We start from the raw sequence: 18625 nt of genomic DNA on the forward strand, positions 1-18625 counted from the left end.
GAAAGGGGGCGGGGGATGGAACAGTCGCCATCGTAGGCAGGATCGATAGATTTCTCAAATCGATTGATAGAATTGCATAGATAGTTTTTGACTATCGATTCCGCAGACGGCCTCTGGCGCTGCGGATGGGCCGTTCCATCTCCGATAATGGTCAGCCGATGTTTCGCATGAGTGAACGATCCGTATGAACGACGATCCTGCAGGCATCCCTGCCGAACAGTTGTTGCGGCAGGCCACACTGCGGATCGACCGTGCTGATGCCGAGCCACTGTTGCTGCATGCGTTGGGCCGTGACCGCGCCTGGTTGTTTGCGCACGGCCGCGACCCGGTGCCGCCCGCCCTGGCGCAGGCCTTCGACACATTGGTGCAGCGGCGGCAGGCTGGCGAGCCGGTGGCCTACCTGACCGGTTCGCGTGGGTTCTGGACCCTGGATCTGGCAGTCTCCACCGCCACGCTGATTCCACGTGCCGATACCGAGGCGTTGGTCGAACTGGCGCTCGAGCGGCTGGACCATGCGCCCGGCCGGCGCGTGGCCGATCTGGGCGCCGGCAGCGGTGCGATCGCACTGGCGATCGCCAGCGAGCGGCCGCAGGCGCAGGTGATCGCCACCGACGCCAGCGCAGCCGCGCTCGCCATCGCCCAGCGCAATGCCGACAGTCATGGCCTATCGAACGTGCACTGCCGCCACGGCAGCTGGTTCGCGCCGCTGGCAGGCGAGCGCTTCGACCTGATCGCCAGCAACCCGCCGTATATCGCTGCCGGCGACCCGCATCTTGCGCAGGGCGACCTGCGCTACGAGCCGGCCAGCGCGCTGGCCTCCGGCAGCGACGGGCTGGATGACATCCGTTCGATCGTGGCCGATGCGCCCGCGCATCTGCGCGCAGGCGGCTGGTTGCTGCTCGAGCATGGCTGGGATCAGGGAGCGGCGGTGGCCGAACTGCTGCGCAGGTGCGGGTTTGCGCAGGTGGCCACGCACCAGGATCTGGAACAGCGCGAGCGGGTGACATTGGGACGCTGGGAGGATGGCGCTACGCGGTGATGCTGGCCGGTGACGCAACGTCGGGGGTCACGGCGCCATCGCGCCGACACGCGTCGCCACTCCGCACCGCAAGAGGGCGCAGGCGTTGGTCCCATCGTCGATCGATACAATGCCGGTTTTCGCCCAGGACCGACGCATGCGCACCCTCTATTCCGAGATCACGCCCTACGAGCAGGGCAGCCTGAAGGTCGACGACCGCCACACGCTGTACTTCGAACAGTGCGGCAACCCGCAGGGCAAGCCGGTGGTGATGCTGCACGGCGGCCCAGGCGGCGGCTGTAACGCCAAGATGCGGCGTTTCCACGATCCGGCCAAGTACCGCATCGTGTTGTTCGACCAGCGCGGCTCCGGCCGGTCCACCCCGCATGCCGATCTCACCGATAACACCACCTGGGACCTGGTGGCCGACATCGAACGCCTGCGCACCCATCTGGGGATCGACCGCTGGCAGGTATTCGGCGGCAGCTGGGGCTCGACGCTGGCGCTGGCCTACGCGCAAACCCATCCGCAGCAGGTCACCGAGCTGGTGCTGCGCGGCATCTTCCTGCTGCGCCGTTTCGAGTTGGACTGGTTCTATCAGGAAGGCGCCAGCCGGCTGTTCCCGGATGCGTGGGAGCACTACATCAACGCGATTCCGGCCGACGAGCGCGGCGACCTGATCGCTGCCTTCCATCGCCGCCTGACCAGCGACGACGAGGCCACGCGGCTGGCCGCCGCCAAGGCCTGGAGCGTGTGGGAAGGCGCCACCAGCTTCCTGCATGTGGACGAAGACTTCGTCACCGGGCATGAGGACGCGCACTTCGCGTTGGCCTTCGCCCGCATCGAGAACCACTACTTCGTCAACCAGGGCTTCTTCGAGGTGGAAGGCCAGCTGTTGCGCGATGCGCACCGCATTGCCGATATCCCCGGGGTGATCGTGCACGGCCGTTACGATGTGGTCTGCCCGTTGCAAAGCGCCTGGGATCTGCACAAGGCGTGGCCAAAGGCGCAGCTGCAGATCAGCCCGGCGTCGGGGCATTCGGCGTTCGAGCCGGAAAATGTCGATGCGCTGGTGCGCGCGACCGACGGGTTTGCCTGAGCGATCACATCAGGCGCCTACGGGTCATGCCCTCGCATGACCCGTAGGCGCGCGCGATGGGGCGTTAGCGATACGCCGCATCGCGCGCAAACGTGCTTCGACAGTGATTGCCGTTTCAGCGCGGCAGCAGTGCCTCGGCCAGCGGCGGCAGGATGCGCGCCAATCGGTCTGCCCATGCCTGTTGCCCGGCGGCGTCGCTGATCAGGTCCTGGCGGATTTCCAGTTCCACATGCAGCAGGCCGCGGCCTTCGCCATACACCGGGATGGCGTAATCGGTGGCGTCGCTCACCGCATACGGCTGGTTGTCGCCCACCACCAACGTCGGCTCCGCACGCAAGGCATCCAGTAAGCGATGCGCCAGCCGGGTGTCGCGGTGGTACAGCACGCCGGCATGCCAGGGACGCGCCTGGCCAGCCATCACCGGGGTAAAGCTGTGCATGGACACCAGCAGCGTCGGTTGGGCGCGCTGCGCGCGTGCATCCAGTTCGGCCGCAATGCGTGCGTGGTACGGCGCGAAGATCGCATCGATACGCTGTTGGCGATCGGCGGGGCTCAACGCCAGGTTGCCGGGAATGGAGGTGCCGTCGCTGATCTCCGGCATCCGGCTGGCCGCGCCCTCGGGCCGGTTGCAGTCGATCACCAGCCGCGAATAGGTCTGGGCGATAGCGAAGGCATCCAGCGCGTCGGCCAGCAAGCGCGTGACCTGCGCAATGCCGATATCCCAGCCGATATGGCGGTCCAGCTCATGCTGCGGCAGGCCCAGATTGGCCAGCCGTGCAGGCACGCGCCGGCCGGCGTGATCGGCGATCAACAACCACGGCGATGCCGCCTGCGCGTTGCGTACGGTGAACGCAGGCGGATCCTCTGTGCCAAGCAATGGAACGGCAGCGGCATCAACCACGCGGCGTGCCATCCAGTGCGTGATCGACCAGGTACAACCCGGCCCACAACTTGGGATCCATCTGATAGCCCTCGGCCATCTTCTGCACCAGCCAGGCGCCGACCTGCGCGCGCGGGATTTCGTGCACGGTGATGTCCTCGCTGGCATCGCCGCCGCCTGCGCCGACCTTGCGCAGCCCGGTGGCGCGCACGAAGGCGATCTTTTCGCTGCTGGCACCGGCCGAGGTGGGGCCGATCATCAGCACTTCGGCATGCTCGGCAGTCCAGCCGGTTTCTTCTTCCAGTTCGCGGATCGCCGACAGTTCGATCGATTCATCGGCGTGTACATCGCCGACCAGTCCGGCCGGCATTTCGATGGTGCGCGCCTGCAGCGGCACGCGGAACTGTTCGACGAACAGCATCGCATCGTCCGGCGTCACCGCCACGATGATCGCGGCCAGGCCGCCGGCGTGCACGCGTTCGGAATACTCCCAGGTGCCGCGCACGACCATGCGCTGGTACTTGCCTTCGTAGACCACGGTGGGCGGGGTGTCGTGTCGGTTCATGGGGACGTGCCTTGAGACAGGGAAGCGGGAGGTGGGGGCAGCGCGGCGCCGTCGCACACGGCCAGCAGGCGTCGGCGCGTGAGCGGCCCGAAGCGCAGGCTGTCGCACAGGCCGATCAGCATGTCCGCATCGGCCTGCGCGCGCGTGAAACCGGCATCGGTCAAGCCAAGCGGTGCGTCGAGTGCAATCGTGGTGAGCTGGCGCCACAGCAGCGCGTGGTCGCGTTGTTCGCGTAGCCGCACGGCCATTTGCGCGGCGCCGCGCAAGCGCAGGAACGGGATCTCGTCGATACGCTCCAGCAGCGCATCCAGGCTGCCGAAATGCGCCAGCAGCACGGCCGCGGATTTGGCGCCGATGCCGGTGACGCCGGGAATGTTGTCGATCGCATCGCCGCACAGCGCCAGGTAGTCGGCAATCTGATGGGCGTGCACGCCATGGCGCGCCTTGACCCCATCCATGCCCCAACGCAGGTTGCGCGCGTAATCCCACTGTTCGTCGTGGTCGAACAACAACTGCGACAGATCCTTGTCGGCCGACACGATCACCCCGCGCATGCCGTGCGCACGCATGCTGTGCAAGGCGCTGCCGATCAGGTCGTCGGCCTCGTACTCGCGGTGGGCCAGCACGCTCAGGCCCAGTGCCGCGCACAGCGCCTTGCAATGCGCAAACTGGCGCCGCAATGCATCCGGTGCCGGCTCGCGGTTGCCCTTGTAGGCAGGGTAGATTGCATGCCGAAAACAGCTGTCCAGCGCTTCGTCGAAGGCGATGGTGATGTGCTGCGGGCGCTCGCGTTCCAGCAGGTCCAGCAGAAACCGCGCAAAGCCGTGCACCGCGTTGGTCGGCCAGCCTTGCGCGTCCTGAAACTCGTCCGGGATCGAATGCCAGGCACGGAACACGTACAGGCTGGCGTCGATCAGATACAGCGGCTCCGGGCGCGGACCGCCCGGCAGCGCCGCGGCAATGGCACCCGGCAGCGTGCTCACGGGGTCCAGTCGCGCAGCAAGGCGCGCGGGTCCGGACGCTCGCGCTCGGGCACCTGCAGGCGCGGCGTACCGATATGGATGAAGCCGGCGATGCGCTCGTTTTCGCCCAGGCCCAGATAGCCGGTGACGGCTGGGTCGTAGGCCATCCAGGCGGTCAGCCACTGCGCGCCGAAGCCATGCGCCTGCGCGGCCTGCAGCAACGCAAAACACACGCAGCCGGCGGTGAGCAGCTGTTCCTGCTCGGGCACCTTGTGCTCGGGACGTAGCGAGGCGATCACCACGATCACGACCGGCGCGTCGCCGAAGCGTCCACGTTCCTTGGCAATGGCCGCCGGCGATGCTAACGGGTCGGCGGCCTGGGTGCGTTCGGCGAGGAAATCGCCCAATGCCTGGCGTGCATCGCCGCTAATACGCAGAAAGCGGAACGGCACTAGCTTGCCGTGATCGGGCACGCGCACCGCCGACGTCAGCATGCGCAGCACGGTGTCTTCATCCGGCCCGGGCTCCCCCAGTTGTTTGGAGGGGACCGAACGACGCGCGTCCAATGCCTGTAGCGAATACGGTGCGTGCATAATTTGCGGTTCTAAGCAAAGAATGCGCCAATTATAGACGGGCCCTTCCCAACGCCGGCCGCATGATGGCTGGCTAAGTGTTGCCTGCAGTCATGGCAGCGCTCCTTCCCGCCCGCTCTTTCAGCGTTGTCCGATGACCCAGTTCGTTTTTACCGACCCGCTGCCCAGCCGCAACCCGCAACTGCTCGATCAGGTGCGCGACATCGTACTGGTGCCGCTGGCCGATGCATTCATCGATGTGCAGGACGCGCTGGCCGAGGCACTGTTCCGGCTGGCGGCCGATGCGGGCGCGGCGCAGAACGATTTCATGGAAGCCATCCAGGCCCTGCGACAGCAGCGCGAGCCGATCACCGCGCGCTTTCGCGGGCATCTGGCCAAGGCCTGGCAAGGCCTGGAGTCCGCGCGCCCCTTGTCGGCCGAGCGCACCTTGGCGCGCGGTGCGGCCGGGCTGACCCTGCTGCCCGAACAGGATCTGGAAGTCCGGCTGGCGGTGCGCAATCTGGCCGGCGCCCTGCAGCATCAATGGCGGCCGGAGCTGATGCGGCTCAATCGCTATCTGGGCTTCATCGCTGGCGGGTGGCGCATCGATGGCGACAGCAACCCGTTCGGGCCTGATCATCTGGGCGTGGCGCTGTACGAGGCCTTCCAGGGCGTGACGCTGGCGGCGAAGGTGCATCTGGCGGTGATCAAGGTCTGCGAGCAGCAGCTGATGCCGCGCGTGGGCCAGCGCTACGCGGAGCTGGAGCATTCCCTGGCGCAGGTGGCCCGTCTGCGCGAGTTACCGCAGGCGCGCCTGCGCCGCGGCGGCATTCCGCGCCAGGGCCAGGCCGGCGGCCAAGACAGCGCCGACACGCCGGACTGGATCGCACGCTTCTTTGCCGACTGGTCTGGCGGGCAGGGGGCGCTGGTGGGCGTGGAGGTGATCGACGTGCATCTGCGTAGCGGCCGCGAAGTGCTGCCGGCCGCGTTGCACCAGCGCCTGCAGCAGGCACGCCACCTGCGCGAGACAGAGGTCGGCCTGCAGGAGTCGGCCGCACAGCGGCGGCTGTCGCCACGCGAGGTCGTGTCGGCGTTGTCGCTGCTGCAGACCATGCCCGGTGCCGGGTTCGACAGCATCGACGACGGGCAGCGCGGCTTGCCGCACGCATTGCGGCAGCACCTCATGCGCGCGGCTGCCTCGCTTGGCGTCGACCCGGCCACCACCTGCCTGGACCCCTGCGATGCCGATGCGCTGGATCTGATCGCGCTGCTGTTCGACGCGATCCTGGTGCAGAGCCAGCTTTCCGCTGCACAGCGTCGTCTGCTCGGGCAATTGCTGGTGCCGATCGCCAAGCTGGCGATGCTCGACGGCCATCTGTTCGTACGCGACGGCCATCCGGCGCGGCGTTTGCTCAATCTGCTGTTGGATGCCTGTGACGGCAATGGCGGCGAGACCTCCGCTGAACAGGCCTTGCTGGCGCAGGTGGAGGCGGCCGTTACGACTGTCGTGCGGGATTTCGACGAGCATCCAGCGGTCTTTCTGGCGCTGGAAGCCGAGTTCGGCGCCAGTTACGAGCAATACCGGCGGCGCGTGGACATTGCCGAGCGCCGCGCCAATGAGTTGCAACGGGCTGAAGAGCGCCGGGAACGCGCACGCGGCATCGCCGCCAGGCACTGGCCGAGCGTCTGGCACGCGGACCGCTGCCGCCGGTGGTGGAGCACTTTCTCAGCCGCGTCTGGCATCCGAGCGTGCAGCAGGCCGCGCTACGCACCGATGGCGCCGGCCCGGACCTGGAGGCTGCCATGGCAGTGGGCGATGCCGTGCTGGCGCAATTGACGCCTGCACGCAGCGACACGGGCCTGGACACGCAGCGCGCGGCGCTGCTGCAGGCCTTTGCATTGGCCGGCCTTGGGGCGCGCGAGGCCGAGCAGGCCGTGCAGGAATTGCTGCGCGCGCTGGCGCCCACGCCGGCTGCCGCCGATGCGGAACCGCTTGCGCCCACCCTGACCGCGTTGAGCCTGGCGCCCAGCCCGGCCGACCCGGTGGCAGAGCCGCTGACACCGATGCTCGATGCCGGTGCGCAGGTCGAATTCGATCGCATCACCGCCGACTTCTTTCGCGCCCTGGCAATCGGGACCAGCCTGGATTTCGTCGACCGCGAAGGCCGCGTCCAGGCGGGCAAGCTGTCGTGGATCAGCCCGATTTCCGGGCGGCTGATGTTCGTCAATCGGCGCGGCGGGCGGCTGTGCGTGTCTTCGCCCGAAGAACTGGCCATGATGGTCTGGCTGGACCGCTTGCGACTGCACCGCGAAGAAGACGCCTTCTATAGCGCGATGCAGGGCGTCGTAGACGGTCTGGATGACCCCGGCCACCTGAAGCCTTAACCCCCGCAGGCGTATAACGGGCAACGGCAGGCTCCACCGCAGCGTTGCGAGCTAGGATGTGGGTTTGACACGCAAACCCTGGGCGGTCACGAGCAAAGTGAGGGATGCGTCACACTTAACGAACGAGCGAAACGCCTACCATGCGAGGGCGGAATTTGGGGCCGCGCCTGTTATTCCTCGTTTGAATATTTTCACGCCTGCAGAGGCGGGGAGCCTTTGCGCATGACTTTTCAGCCCAGTCCGTCGGGACATCCGGGCCGTGACCAACGCTTGCTCGAGCAGGCGCACGACGTGTTCGTGCCCGCGCTTGTGCAGGTGTTTGCAGCTGCAGTCGCGCATTTTGATGATGTCCTGTTTGATCGCGCCGAATCCGCTGGCGCATCACAGTTGCTGTTTCTCGATGGCATGCGCGAGCTGCGCCGCAAGCGCGAAGAGGTGACTACCCAATTCCGTCAGCAGTTGGAAGACGGTTGGCAGGCGCTGTTGCTCGGGGCGCCGTTGTCCGCTGAAGTGGTGCTGGCCGGCGACATGGGCACCGGCCCGCTCAGTCTGGTGCCCGAGCACGTGCTCGAATCACGGTTGGCGGTGCGCAACCTTGCCACCGTATTGCTGCGCGACTTCAAGCAGGTGCTGGCGCGGGTCGACCGTCGTCTGGGCTGGATTGCCGGTGGTCTGGAACTGGTGGCCGACACCAACCCGATCGGTCCGGAACATCTGGGCGTGGCGATCCACGAAGCATTCGCCACCTGCGACCTGGCGCCGGAAGTGCGCCTGGTGGTGATCAAGCTTTGCGAGCGCGACCTGGCTGAGCCCATTGGCAAGTTGTACGCGCGTCTGGACGAAACCCTGGCCAAGGCCGGCGTGATGCCGGAGATTTCGCAGCCCAAACGCCCGCCACCGCGCATGCAGCCGCGTGGCGAGACGCCTGAAGAACGCGCGCAGGCCGAGGCTTACGGCGGCAACGCCGAGATGGGCGGAGACGATCAGAACGACCAATACGCGCCAGCCTGGGCCAATCGGTTTCTGGATCGCTGGGCGCATAGCCGTGGCCGCATGCAGGCCGCCGCACAACGCGGCCATGCCGATGGCGGCGGCCCTGGCGGGATGGAAGGCGACGCCGATCACCCGGGCGGCAGTCAGGGCATGTTGCTGGATGCGCTGCACGAATTGCTGCAGCAGACCCGTAACGTGCGTGATAGCGCGGCCTCAGCCGCGTCGGTGGCGGTGGGCCAGCAACGTCCGCTGAGCCAGCGCGAGATGATGTCGGTGTTGTCGTTGCTGCAGGCCACGCCCAGCGCGACGCTGCAGGCGGCGATCGGCGACGACAACGAATCGCTTGCGCAGCGTTTGAAAAACGAAGTGCTCAACAGCGCCACGCGTCTGGGCGTGGACCCGGCCACCGCCAAACTCGATCCGATGGACGAGGATGCGATCGATCTGGTCGGAATGCTGTTCGACGTGATGTTGGACGAGCGCGATTTGGAGAGCCGCTCGCGCGAGATGATTGGCCGGCTGGTGGTGCCCTTCGTCAAGGTGGCGCTGCTGGACCGCAAGATGTTCGTGCAGAAGACCCATCCAGCGCGGCGCCTGCTCAACTCGCTGGCCGAGGCTTGCGAGGGCAACAACGGCGACAGTGCTGCCGAGCGCGTGCTGATGGGCAAGGTCGAAGAAATCGTCGACCGCCTAGTGGCCGAATTCAACGAGAACCTGGCGATCTTCCTCACCCTGGAAGAAGAGTTCCGCGACTTCCTGTCGCAGCATCGCCGCCGTGTGGAAATTGCCGAACGCCGCGCCACCGAAACCCAGCGCGGCCAGGAAAAACTGGAGCTGGCGCGCAGCCGCGCGCTGGCCGAGCTGGAGCAACGCGTGCTGGCCGGTGCACCGTTGCCCAAGGCTGTAGAGGATTTCCTGCGTCAGCCATGGCTGCATCACCTGACCATGGCGATCCTGCGCGATGGCGACGAAGGTCCCGGCACAGTGGAAGCATTGGCGCTGGCCGACGGCGTGTTGGAAGAACTGGGCGAGGCACGCCGCCACATCATCGGCAAGCCGTGGCTGCAGGTCTGGCAACCGGCGTTGCATCGCGTGTTCGCCAGCGTGGGCTTGCATGGCGACGCGGTGGTGGTGGCAATCACCGCGTTGCACGACACCTTGCAGGCCATTGCCGAGGCGCGCCCGGAGCTGGAAAAAGCCTTGCCGGAACTGCCGCAGGTCAACCTGCCGCCGCCAGCCGCCGAAAGCGTCAGCGTGGTGCTGGGTGCCGAAGCGGTGGCGCAGAGCATCGACAGTGCCGATGCCGAGCGGTTCCGCGCGATGGATATCGGTACCTGGCTGGATTTCGTCGACAAGGACGGCAAGGTGCAGGCCGGCAAGCTGTCGTGGGTGAGCCCGATCTCGCAGCGGCTGTTGTTCGTCAACCGTCGCGGTGTGCGTTTTTGCGTCGCCTCGCCGGAAGAACTGGCGGTGATGGTGCGGCTAGGCCGCCTGCGCGAACACATCAACGACGGCGCGTTCGACAGTGCGATGCAGGGCGTGATCGACCGGCTGGACCCGTTGCACAACAGCGGCACGGTGCACTGAGCGAATGCATGGATGGCGCAGCGCTGTCGCTGCGCGGTGTGGGCCAGATCGCTGCCTTCGGAGAGCATGCTTTGGAGCAGCGACATGCGTTGCTGGGGCGACCATCGCGGCGGTGTTGCCGTATCGGTGTTTGAGCTGTTGGAGTCAGGCTTGCTCTTGAAGCAGGCGCCGGATGTCCTTGGCATTGTCGCGTTCCGGAACGTCAGGCGGCGCGTTCAACGCACATTGGCAGGCGCGGGATTATTGCAGCCGCAAACACGACGTCTGCTGCCATATCGCGCAACACGAGAGCACTGCCGTTGCGATCGAGTTGCGCAGCACGCATTCACCGATGCATTGGCCTTGACGCTTACACGCCGGCCGCCACGCCGGCGATGCGCGCATTACGCAGCGCAGTCCTCAGGCCGATGCCGGTCCAATGAACTCCAACGCTCGCGTGATTACCGACGCGTGATCGACCATGCGGTTATGGCCCAGCCCTTCGGTACTGAACAGCTGCGCGCCCGGCCACAGTGCGGCAAAGCGCGCGCCTTCTTCCCACGGCGTCTCGCGGTCGCGGCGGTCGTGGATGATCAGCGCCGGGCGATCGAAGTGCGGCAGGTGCGCGGTCGCATCGAAGTCGGCAAAGCGCTTGCCGGTAAGCTGGAACAGCCAGTTTTCGAACGGCGCGAATGTGCCGGATGCGATGCCGAATGCGCGGAACTGCCGTTGCGCGCTGGCGGCCGGCGCCAGCAGCGGGGCGATCAACACGTAACGGGCCGGACGCCATGCCGGGTCATCGGCGAACACCACCGATGCCGCCCCCAGCGAATGACCGATGAAGACCGCAGGCCGGCCAAAGCGCTCGCCGATCTGGCGCAGCATCGTTACAAAGTGCGGCATATTGCTCATCTTGCCGCTGCTCAGGCCATGCGCCGCCTGGTCGAACGCTAGCACCGCATAGCCAAGCGCGCGCAGCTGCGGCACCCAGGCCGCAAAGCGCAGGCCGTAGCTGGCCCAGCCGTGCGACAACAGCACGTATGGCTGTTGTGCGGGGTCGCCCCACTGGTAGACGGCGGTGTCGATACCCTCGATGTGCAGGGTCTGCCGCTGCACGTTGGCCAGCGTCGCAGCGATGGCGGCGGCCTGCCGGCGCCCAGCCGCACCCGGGGTGACGAACTGGCGCGCCAGATAGCGGCCAGTGGGGCCCGGGGCCACGCGACTGGCTCCGCTCATCAGACCGCGGAGCAGTCGCGCACGCAATTTGGCGATGGACGAACTCATGGGAAAGTCCTTGTGGTGGAGGGTGCGTCGCATATCTTGTCGATGGCAAGATGCAGCACAAGTCTGCCGATTGAATCTTGTCAGCGTCAAGATGATCTGCTCCACTGAGATCCCGATAAACGAAGCCGCCATGTCGCGATTAGACGTCCCTGCTGCCTATCACCACGGCGATCTGCCAGCCGCGCTGCGTCGGGCTGGCTGGGAGCTGGTCGGCGAATCGGGCGTGCGTGGGTTGACCTTGCGCGAATGCGCGCGCCGGGCCGGGGTCTCACACGCCGCACCGGCGCATCACTTCGGTTCGCTGGAGGGATTGCTGGCGGAACTGGCGGCCGATGGCTACGAGCGCATGCTCGCGCGCATCCACGCAACCCAGCAGGAACTTGCCAACCCCCTGCTGGGCTGCGGGTTGGGATATGTGCGATTCGCCATCGACTATCCGCAGCAGTTCCGGCTGATGCTGGGCCTGGACGTGCGTGCGCGCAGCCTGCCAAGGCTGCAGCAGGCCAGCGAGGCGGCCATGGCCTGCCTGCGCGACACGGTGCGCACGCAGTGGATTGCCCGCCACGGCGGGGCGCCGGCTGCCGAGCTGCTGGAACAGCGCACCCTGCTGGCGTGGAGCGCAGTGCACGGTTATGCCTCGCTGGCGATCGACCGCAAGTACGACGCCTTGCGCGCGTTTGCGCCTGAAGCGGTATTCGCCCCGTTGCTGCATGCGGTGCTGGAGCCCTGAGGGGCGATCTGCGAGGCAACTGCAGTACGTGCCGAGGTGGTGACCCGGCCGCAGCACGCGTTCCAGGCCCCGCGGCCACGCTCTGCTAGCATCGCCGCACTGAGCGCGAGACCGGAGCAACCCATGGCTGTGCAGGTGCTGGTGCTGAAAGAACAGGCGGCAGGCGAACGCCGGGTGGCCGCAACGCCGGAAACGGTCAAAAAGCTGGTCGCGCTCGGCGCCAGCGTGTGGATCGAGCCGGCGGCCGGCCGCGCCAGCAGCATGGACGATGCAGGGTATCTGCAGGCCGGCGCGCAATTGGCCAATGCGCACACACTCGCTCAGGCCGACATGTTGCTCTGCGTGCAGGCGCCGCCGACCGACGTCCTGCTGCATTGCAAGCCGCAGGCGGTGGTGATCGGCATGCTTGCACCCGATGCCGACCCGGCGCGTGCGCAGGCATTTGCCACCCGCGAACTGGTTGTGTTTCCGCTGGAGCGCCTGCCGCGCACCACGCGCGCGCAATCGATGGACGTGCTGAGTTCGCAGGCCGGCATGGCCGGCTACAAGGCGGTGCTGATCGCCGCGCAACTGGCGCCGCGGTTCTTCCCGATGCTCACCACCGCGGCCGGCACCATGCGCCCCAGCAAGGTATTGGTGATCGGTGCGGGCGTGGCCGGCTTGCAGGCCATCGCTACGGCCAAACGGCTTGGCGCGCAGGTGGAAGGCTTCGATGTGCGCCCGGAAACCCGCGAACAGATCGCGTCCTTAGGCGCGCGCTTTCTGGATCTGGGCGTCAGTGCTGCCGGCGAAGGCGGCTATGCACGCCAACTCACCGACGACGAACGCGCCGAGCAGCAGCGCCGCCTGGCAGAGCATCTCAAAGGCGTGGATGTGGTGGTCTGCACCGCGGCCGTGCCGGGCCGGCCTGCGCCAACGATCGTGACCACGCAGATGGTGCAGGGCATGCGCGCCGGCAGCGTGATCGGGGATCTGGCTGCGGAAACCGGCGGCAATTGCGCCGCCACGCGTCCGGGCGAAACCTTTGAGCTCGATGGCGTGGTGATCGCCGGGCCGCTCAATCTGGCAAGCCAGGGTGCCGTGCACGCCAGCGAGATGTTCGCGCGCAACGTGTACGCGTTCGCCGCGCTGTTGATCGCCGATGGTGCGCTGTCATTCGACTGGGACGACGAGTTGCTGGTGAAGACGCGTTGGTCAGCGATACCCGCGACACCGGCTGCGTAACGCGCCGTGTCTTCTTTGAAGCACCAAAGGGCTTTCAAGGAGCGCTGGGGGCGCCGTGGTTTGATCGGTGCCGCCTTCCATCGCAAGCCGGTGCGCTCGCGCCTTTGATGCAGCGGCGTTCAATCGTCCGTCGGCGGGTGCTCGCGTAACCAGGCGCTGCGTTCGGCCGGGCTCATCTTCTGCCAGCGTTGTTGCAGCTCGTTGCGCTGTTGTGGGTTGAGCGTGCGCATGCGGTCGAACAAGGCCTTGGCTTCGCGGCGCTGGTCCGGGCTCATGTTGCGGAAGCGGTCCATGCCGGCCTTGGCCTGCTTGCGCTGTTCGGGTGTCATGTCCAGCCAGCGGCTGGCGTGCCGGTACATGCGTGGCCGTTCTTCGGGCACATCGTTCCAGCGCTCGCGCAGCGCGTCGATCAGTACCTGACGCTGCTGCTGGGTCAGCTTGTCCCACTCCGGCATCGGCGTTTCGTTACGCGGTGTCGGGCCATGCGGGCCGGGCCCGTCCAGCATCGGCGCTGGCCCCGGCGGCGGGCGGTCCTGCGCCAATAGCGGCGCGCACGGCCCGGCGCAGAGCAACAGGGTCAACAGCAGGCGGGTGGTGCGGGTCATCGTGCTCATTCCATGGCCAAAGCGGTGTCGGACCCGAGCCAGACATACAGGTCGGGGTTCTGGGTCAGCAGGTCGTCGGTGTCGGTGCTGGCGGCATTGCCGGCGGTGGCCACGGCCTGGGTCGGGGCCACGCCTGCGGGTGCGCTGTCGCCCGGTCGCAGCTGCAGGCCGATACCGATGGCCAGCAGCCCGGAGCAGGCGGTTGCCAGCAGCCAATAGCCGCGGCGCGTGCGCGTTGCCGACGCCTGGCGGGCCTGGCGCAGGCGTGCCAGGGTCTGCGGCGGCAGGCTGGTGAGCGCGGCGGCATGCAGTTGGCGCAGTTGCGCATCGAACTGGGCCGGATCGTGGGAGCGGTTCACAGGAAATCCTCGAACTGTTTTTGTAACGCGTCGCGAGCGCGCGACAGGTGAGTTTTGACCGAGCCCTCGGAGCAGCCCATCGCCTTGGCGGTGGTGGCCACATCCAGGTCTTCCAGTACGCGCAGCGTGAATGCCTCGCGCTGGCGTGCCGGCAGGTTGCGCAGCGCCTGAACCAGCCGCTGGTAGGCCTGCTGATGTTGCTGCTCGCCGACCGGGCCGATGCCAGGGTCGGCCCAATCGATCGGGCCTTCGTCATCGGCGCGCTCGGCCGGTGCCCAGAATTTCAGCCGAAACGTGCGGCGGCGCTGCAGGTCGATGATGCGGCTGCGCAGGATGCTCCAGAACAGCGGCGTCCATTCGGCAGCCGGCCGCTCGCGGTAGCCGAGCAGCTTGACCATGGCGTCCTGCACGGCATCCAGCGCGTCTTCGCGGTGGCGCAGGCCGGCCTCGGCAAACCGGAACGCGCGCGGGCCGATGCCGGCCAGGAAGGCGTCCAGCGACACCGGGACGGCGGCGGCCGTTGCAGCGGGTTGCGGATCGAAAGGAGTTCCCACCAGCACAGCGTAGCTTCCGCGAAGACGATACGACGTCAACGGGCGAGCGCGGATTTGGTTGACATGGTCGGTTGGCATGCCCGATGCGTGGGTATGATCGGCGGGCCACACCGGCCAGTGGAGCGAAAGACGATGAGCGACGGATTCGTAGCGCTGTACATCTTCATGCTGGCGGCCATCGCCGGGCACGTGATCATCTCGCGGGTGCCGGTGATCCTGCATACCCCGCTGATGTCCGGTTCCAACTTCATCCACGGCATCGTGCTGATCGGCGCGATGGTGGTACTTGGGCATGCCGATACCCCCTTGGAAAAAGCGCTGGGCTTTATCGCGGTGGTGCTGGGCGCGGGCAATGCGGCCGGCGGCTATGTGGTGACCGAGCGGATGCTGGACATGTTCAAATCCAGCCGTAAGCCGCCTGGCGGGCAGGCGCCATGAACGTCTCCACGCCCGAATTGCTGGGTTGGCTGGTCAAGTCCAGCTATCTGATCGCAGCCACCCTGTTCCTGCTCGGCCTGCAGCGCATGGCCTCGCCACTGACTGCGCGCAGCGGCATCCGGTGGGCCGGGCTGGGCATGCTGATCGCCACGGTGGCCACGTTCTTCCTGCCGGAACTGCACAACGTGCCGTTGATCCTGGCGGCATTGGCGATTGGCACCGGGGTGGCGTGGTGGTCCGCCAAGAAGGTGGCCATCACCGACATGCCGCAGATGGTGGCCTTGTACAACGGCATGGGCGGCGGCTCCGCGGCGGCGATCGGCGCGGTGGAGTTGCTGCGGTTTTCCTTCTTCGCCAATCGCGACACCGCGCACTGGAGCGCGCAGGCGATCGCTGAGCTGGCGGCACGGCGGCCGGACACCACCACCGTGGTGCTGGCGGTGATCGGCTCGGCGATCGGGGCGGTGTCCTTGTCCGGCTCGATCATCGCCTGGGCCAAACTGGATGGCCGGCTCGACCGGCAGGTCATCTTCCCCGGCCAGCAGGTGTTCAACCTGGTGGTAGCAGTGGCGGTGCTGATCCTTGGCATCTGGGCGGCGAGCAGTCTGCAGCCGCTGGCGATCATCGCCTTCTTCGCTGTGGCGCTCGCGCTGGGCGTGTTGATGACGCTGTCGATCGGCGGTGCCGACATGCCGGTGGTGATTTCGCTCTACAACGCGTTTACCGGGCTGGCGGTGGCGTTCGAGGGCTATGTGCTGGGCAACGAGGCGCTGATCATCGCCGGCATGATGGTGGGCGCGGCGGGCATCCTGCTGACCCGGTTGATGGCCAAGGCGATGAACCGGCCGATCAGCGGCGTGCTGTTTTCCAACTTCGGCGGCGGCGGACAGGCGCAGGAGATCGGCGGCGCGCAAAAACCCATCGAAGCCGGCGACGTGGCCGCGATGATGGCTTTCGCCGAGCGGGTGGTGATCGTGCCCGGCTACGGCATGGCCGTGGCGCAGGCGCAGCACAAGATCTGGGAGCTGGCGCAGCGGCTGATCGCGCGCGGGGTGAAAGTGAAGTTCGCGATCCACCCGGTCGCCGGGCGCATGCCGGGGCACATGAGCGTGTTGCTGGCCGAGGCCGGCGTGCCGTACGACCTGATCGCCGATATGGACGACATCAATCCCGAGTTCGCCAGCACCGATGTGTCGCTGGTGATCGGCGCCAACGACGTGGTCAATCCGGTCGCCAAGACCGACCCGGCCAGTCCGATCTATGGCATGCCGATCCTGGACGTGGTCAATTCACGCAATACCGTGGTGATCAAGCGCGGCAAGGGCACCGGCTTTGCCGGCATCGAAAACGCGCTGTTCTATGCAGACAACACCCGCATGCTTTATGGCGATGGCGCGGAGGCGGCGGGCGCGCTGGTCAGCGAGTTGAAAGCGTTGGATGGGGGCGGGCATTGAGGCGTGGTGCGACTGATTTGGCAGGTGAATTTGCGAAGCTGCTTGGTCGAGGGGGGCATCCCTTACAACCAAGGAGCTAGTAGCGGAGCTGCAGAACCGCCGCTCCACAGTTGATCTGCTTGCATTGTCCAGCCAGTCGTAAACCAGCCACGCAGTTTCAAGAAAATACCGAGCTTTCGGGGGCGTAGCGGTGTTTAAAGACATCCAAAAGCTCGGCTTGTCGAGTGCGCGGTGCCTCACCGCTTGCGGGACACGCCGTGAATCCGTGCGTGGAGGCTCCTTGGCGGCATCCATGCCGCCAAGGGTCCCGCAACCGGCAAGGACGCCGCACCAGAGAGTTGGTTGGCTGCTCTCTTGAAAGCGTGTTGCCCGTCTGGGCAAGTGAGAAGTTTGTATGTCGTGTGTCGACGCCTGCCCATTGCCCGGTTTGCGATGGGAGGTGAGACGTTGGTCGACGCACGTGATCCGACCAGCGCACGTCATGCACCGCTTGCAACCATGCCCACCGACCATTCCGACAGGTCCTTGCCCGCCCACCGTCGCGGGCCTTGCTCGGCATGGATGCCGCGTAAGAGCCCACAGGGACGTACTTGCGGCGTGTCCTGCGATGGTGGGCGGGCAAGGGCTCCGCAGCCAAGTCGCAGAGCCCCCGGCATCGCCGCGTCAGGGAAAAGAACGCGCCGGCGCTCAGTAGCAGAAGCGTGACTTGAGCCGGGCAGATGAAGCATCAGCGTCAACGACTGCTATCGGTAGCCGTTGCGACCACGTGCGGTTCAGCGCGCCGCCCACCACGCAACGATCACTGCCGCGGCATAACACAGCAGATCAAATGCATTGTTTGCCAGTTGCAACAGGGTCCAGGCCAGACGCGGGCCCATTTTCTGCGCCGAGGTCCATGGGTCCAGCCCCAGCGATCCGCCCAGTTGCGCGGAGGCAATGCCCCAGTTGGCGCCGACGATGACCAGTGCGGTGGTCGCCACTGCCACGCCGATACGCAACCGGCCGGCGCGCATCGTGCCCAGGCGCAGCATCCAGGCCACTTCCAGTGCAACCAGCACTGCCATCCAGCCGGCCTGGTTGCCCAGCGCAAGGGCGATGAGCAGCCAGGCGATGAGGGCGGTGACGCTTCCCAGCGGCAGGAGCGGGGGCCAGAGCCAGTGGGCGGTTCTGGCGGACGCGGAAGTGGGCGGCATTGGAGCTCCTGACAGTGCGCACATGATAGAGCGCATGCCGCACTTTGCGACGCACTGCGTCGGCGAATGGAATGCAGCGTCGTCGACGGGATGGGCGGCCGGCGGCGGTGGCGCCACCGCGGTCGGCTAGAATGGCCGACTTGCGCGCGTCCGGCGCGGCCCCATATCCAGCCCATGTACTCCCGTAGCAGCGAACCCGTCCAGTTCGAACGCGATTGCGATGCCGTCATGGTGCCGCAGGGCGATTCGGTGACCCTGCCCGCAGGCAGTTACGGCTATATCACCCAGGCCTTGGGTGGCAGCTATACGGTCTTTGTCGAAGGCAATCTGTTCCGTATTGCCGGCAAGGATGGCGATGCGATCGGCAAGGAGGCCCCGCCGGGGCTGGAATTGCCCGACAACGCCAGCGATGAAGAAGTGGAAGCCCTAGTGTGGCAGCAGTTGCGCACCTGCTTCGACCCGGAAATCCCGTTCAATATCGTCGACCTAGGCCTGGTCTACGAGGCGGTGGTCAGCCATCGCGAAGAAGATGGCCAGCGCCGGGTGGACGTCAAGATGACCCTCACCGCGCCTGGTTGCGGCATGGGCGAGATCCTGGTCGACGACGTGCGCAGCAAGGTGGAGATGATCCCGACCATTGCCGAGGCCGACGTCGAGCTGGTGTTCGACCCGCCGTGGGGCCGGCATATGATGTCCGAAGCGGCCCGTCTCGAGACCGGCATGCTCTGATCGTCAGGCGCCATG

17 protein-coding genes and 1 pseudogene are annotated in these 18625 nt (G+C 66.6%); 9 read left to right on the forward strand and 9 right to left on the reverse strand.

Annotated features, from left to right (window positions below):
- Positions 1–184 precede the first annotated feature (184 nt).
- Entirely contained in the window at positions 185–1039 is an 855-nt protein-coding gene (gene prmC / locus BJD12_RS17455; protein ID WP_005988858.1) for a peptide chain release factor N(5)-glutamine methyltransferase, read from the forward strand.
- A 136-nt stretch (positions 1040–1175) separates the two neighbouring features.
- On the forward strand, positions 1176–2117 hold the full coding sequence (gene pip / locus BJD12_RS17460) for a prolyl aminopeptidase (RefSeq protein WP_005988857.1): 942 nt from the start codon (positions 1176–1178) through the stop codon (positions 2115–2117).
- A 115-nt stretch (positions 2118–2232) separates the two neighbouring features.
- Here pip and BJD12_RS17465 read toward each other — a convergent pair whose 3' ends face one another.
- From BJD12_RS17465 to BJD12_RS17480, 4 genes are read right to left on the reverse strand one after another with little or no spacing between them, the layout of a single operon-like run.
- On the reverse strand, positions 2233–3030 hold the full coding sequence (locus BJD12_RS17465; RefSeq protein ID WP_005988856.1) for an N-formylglutamate amidohydrolase: 798 nt from the start codon (positions 3028–3030) through the stop codon (positions 2233–2235).
- Positions 3011–3562 carry an NUDIX hydrolase gene (locus BJD12_RS17470; RefSeq protein WP_005988855.1) on the reverse strand — a complete coding sequence of 184 codons (552 nt, stop codon included), beginning with the start codon at positions 3560–3562 and terminating at the stop codon, positions 3011–3013. Before BJD12_RS17470 ends, BJD12_RS17465 begins: the two co-directional genes overlap by 20 nt.
- Complete coding sequence (locus BJD12_RS17475) at positions 3559–4545, reverse strand: 5'-3' exonuclease (RefSeq protein ID WP_005988853.1); 987 nt, start codon at positions 4543–4545, stop codon at positions 3559–3561. The genes BJD12_RS17470 and BJD12_RS17475 overlap by 4 nt, the downstream gene beginning before the upstream one ends.
- Positions 4542–5117, reverse strand: a complete 576-nt coding sequence (locus BJD12_RS17480; protein ID WP_005988851.1) for a nitroreductase family protein — start codon at positions 5115–5117, stop codon at positions 4542–4544. Before BJD12_RS17480 ends, BJD12_RS17475 begins: the two co-directional genes overlap by 4 nt.
- 133 nt (positions 5118–5250) lie before the next feature.
- Here BJD12_RS17480 and BJD12_RS17485 point away from each other — a divergent pair.
- Positions 5251–7481 (forward strand): annotated as a pseudogene (locus BJD12_RS17485) (DUF1631 domain-containing protein).
- Between the two features lie 222 nt (positions 7482–7703).
- Complete coding sequence (locus BJD12_RS17490) at positions 7704–10061, forward strand: DUF1631 domain-containing protein (RefSeq protein ID WP_042827639.1); 2358 nt, start codon at positions 7704–7706, stop codon at positions 10059–10061.
- Positions 10062–10460: 399 nt separating this feature from the next.
- On the opposite strand, the gene BJD12_RS17495 is transcribed toward BJD12_RS17490, so the two are convergent.
- Positions 10461–11324, reverse strand: coding sequence for an alpha/beta hydrolase (locus BJD12_RS17495; protein WP_005988846.1), 864 nt, complete (start codon positions 11322–11324; stop codon positions 10461–10463).
- A 130-nt stretch (positions 11325–11454) separates the two neighbouring features.
- Here BJD12_RS17495 and BJD12_RS17500 point away from each other — a divergent pair, with 130 nt between their 5' ends.
- Positions 11455–12054, forward strand: coding sequence for a TetR/AcrR family transcriptional regulator (locus tag BJD12_RS17500; RefSeq protein ID WP_042827638.1), 600 nt, complete (start codon positions 11455–11457; stop codon positions 12052–12054).
- A 123-nt stretch (positions 12055–12177) separates the two neighbouring features.
- Positions 12178–13278 (forward strand): NAD(P) transhydrogenase subunit alpha, encoded by a 1101-nt coding sequence (locus tag BJD12_RS17505; protein WP_005988844.1) that lies wholly within the window; start codon positions 12178–12180, stop codon positions 13276–13278.
- Between the two features lie 119 nt (positions 13279–13397).
- Here the strand turns inward: BJD12_RS17505 and BJD12_RS17510 are convergent, their stop codons facing one another.
- From BJD12_RS17510 to BJD12_RS17520, 3 genes are read right to left on the reverse strand one after another with little or no spacing between them, the layout of a single operon-like run.
- Positions 13398–13883, reverse strand: a complete 486-nt coding sequence (locus tag BJD12_RS17510; protein ID WP_039420939.1) for a DUF3106 domain-containing protein — start codon at positions 13881–13883, stop codon at positions 13398–13400.
- A 5-nt stretch (positions 13884–13888) separates the two neighbouring features.
- Positions 13889–14242 carry a hypothetical protein gene (locus tag BJD12_RS17515; RefSeq protein ID WP_005988842.1) on the reverse strand — a complete coding sequence of 118 codons (354 nt, stop codon included), beginning with the start codon at positions 14240–14242 and terminating at the stop codon, positions 13889–13891.
- Complete coding sequence (locus BJD12_RS17520) at positions 14239–14802, reverse strand: RNA polymerase sigma factor (protein ID WP_042827648.1); 564 nt, start codon at positions 14800–14802, stop codon at positions 14239–14241. The genes BJD12_RS17515 and BJD12_RS17520 overlap by 4 nt, the downstream gene beginning before the upstream one ends.
- 126 nt (positions 14803–14928) lie before the next feature.
- On the opposite strand from BJD12_RS17520, the gene BJD12_RS17525 reads away from it, so the two are divergent.
- Both BJD12_RS17525 and BJD12_RS17530 read left to right on the forward strand, forming a co-directional pair.
- Positions 14929–15234 (forward strand): NAD(P) transhydrogenase subunit alpha part 2, encoded by a 306-nt coding sequence (locus tag BJD12_RS17525; protein WP_005988840.1) that lies wholly within the window; start codon positions 14929–14931, stop codon positions 15232–15234.
- Positions 15231–16688 carry an NAD(P)(+) transhydrogenase (Re/Si-specific) subunit beta gene (locus tag BJD12_RS17530; RefSeq protein WP_005988839.1) on the forward strand — a complete coding sequence of 486 codons (1458 nt, stop codon included), beginning with the start codon at positions 15231–15233 and terminating at the stop codon, positions 16686–16688. The genes BJD12_RS17525 and BJD12_RS17530 overlap by 4 nt, the downstream gene beginning before the upstream one ends.
- Before the next feature lie 773 nt (positions 16689–17461).
- On the opposite strand, the gene BJD12_RS17540 is transcribed toward BJD12_RS17530, so the two are convergent.
- Positions 17462–17881, reverse strand: a complete 420-nt coding sequence (locus BJD12_RS17540; RefSeq protein ID WP_005988838.1) for a hypothetical protein — start codon at positions 17879–17881, stop codon at positions 17462–17464.
- A gap of 174 nt (positions 17882–18055) precedes the next feature.
- Between BJD12_RS17540 and sufT the strand changes: the two genes are divergently transcribed.
- Positions 18056–18610: a putative Fe-S cluster assembly protein SufT gene (gene sufT / locus BJD12_RS17545; protein WP_005988837.1), complete on the forward strand. Its 555-nt coding sequence runs from the start codon at positions 18056–18058 to the stop codon at positions 18608–18610.
- The last annotated feature ends 15 nt before the right edge of the window (positions 18611–18625 follow it).

The organism is Xanthomonas vesicatoria ATCC 35937 (genome assembly GCF_001908725.1).
Taxonomy (GTDB): domain Bacteria; phylum Pseudomonadota; class Gammaproteobacteria; order Xanthomonadales; family Xanthomonadaceae; genus Xanthomonas; species Xanthomonas vesicatoria.

Excerpts from the sequence above, each read along its gene's own strand:
- prmC (WP_005988858.1), top strand. The coding sequence starts at position 185 with ATGAACGACGATCCTGCAGGCATCCCTGCCGAACAGTTGTTGCGGCAG.
- pip (WP_005988857.1), top strand. The coding sequence starts at position 1,176 with ATGCGCACCCTCTATTCCGAGATCACGCCCTACGAGCAGGGCAGCCTG.
- BJD12_RS17465 (WP_005988856.1), bottom strand. The coding sequence starts at position 3,030 with ATGGCACGCCGCGTGGTTGATGCCGCTGCCGTTCCATTGCTTGGCACA.
- BJD12_RS17470 (WP_005988855.1), bottom strand. The coding sequence starts at position 3,562 with ATGAACCGACACGACACCCCGCCCACCGTGGTCTACGAAGGCAAGTAC.
- BJD12_RS17480 (WP_005988851.1), bottom strand. The coding sequence starts at position 5,117 with ATGCACGCACCGTATTCGCTACAGGCATTGGACGCGCGTCGTTCGGTC.
- BJD12_RS17490 (WP_042827639.1), top strand. The coding sequence starts at position 7,704 with ATGACTTTTCAGCCCAGTCCGTCGGGACATCCGGGCCGTGACCAACGC.
- BJD12_RS17495 (WP_005988846.1), bottom strand. The coding sequence starts at position 11,324 with ATGAGTTCGTCCATCGCCAAATTGCGTGCGCGACTGCTCCGCGGTCTG.
- BJD12_RS17500 (WP_042827638.1), top strand. The coding sequence starts at position 11,455 with ATGTCGCGATTAGACGTCCCTGCTGCCTATCACCACGGCGATCTGCCA.
- BJD12_RS17505 (WP_005988844.1), top strand. The coding sequence starts at position 12,178 with ATGGCTGTGCAGGTGCTGGTGCTGAAAGAACAGGCGGCAGGCGAACGC.
- BJD12_RS17510 (WP_039420939.1), bottom strand. The coding sequence starts at position 13,883 with ATGACCCGCACCACCCGCCTGCTGTTGACCCTGTTGCTCTGCGCCGGG.
- BJD12_RS17525 (WP_005988840.1), top strand. The coding sequence starts at position 14,929 with ATGAGCGACGGATTCGTAGCGCTGTACATCTTCATGCTGGCGGCCATC.
- BJD12_RS17530 (WP_005988839.1), top strand. The coding sequence starts at position 15,231 with ATGAACGTCTCCACGCCCGAATTGCTGGGTTGGCTGGTCAAGTCCAGC.
- BJD12_RS17540 (WP_005988838.1), bottom strand. The coding sequence starts at position 17,881 with ATGCCGCCCACTTCCGCGTCCGCCAGAACCGCCCACTGGCTCTGGCCC.
- sufT (WP_005988837.1), top strand. The coding sequence starts at position 18,056 with ATGTACTCCCGTAGCAGCGAACCCGTCCAGTTCGAACGCGATTGCGAT.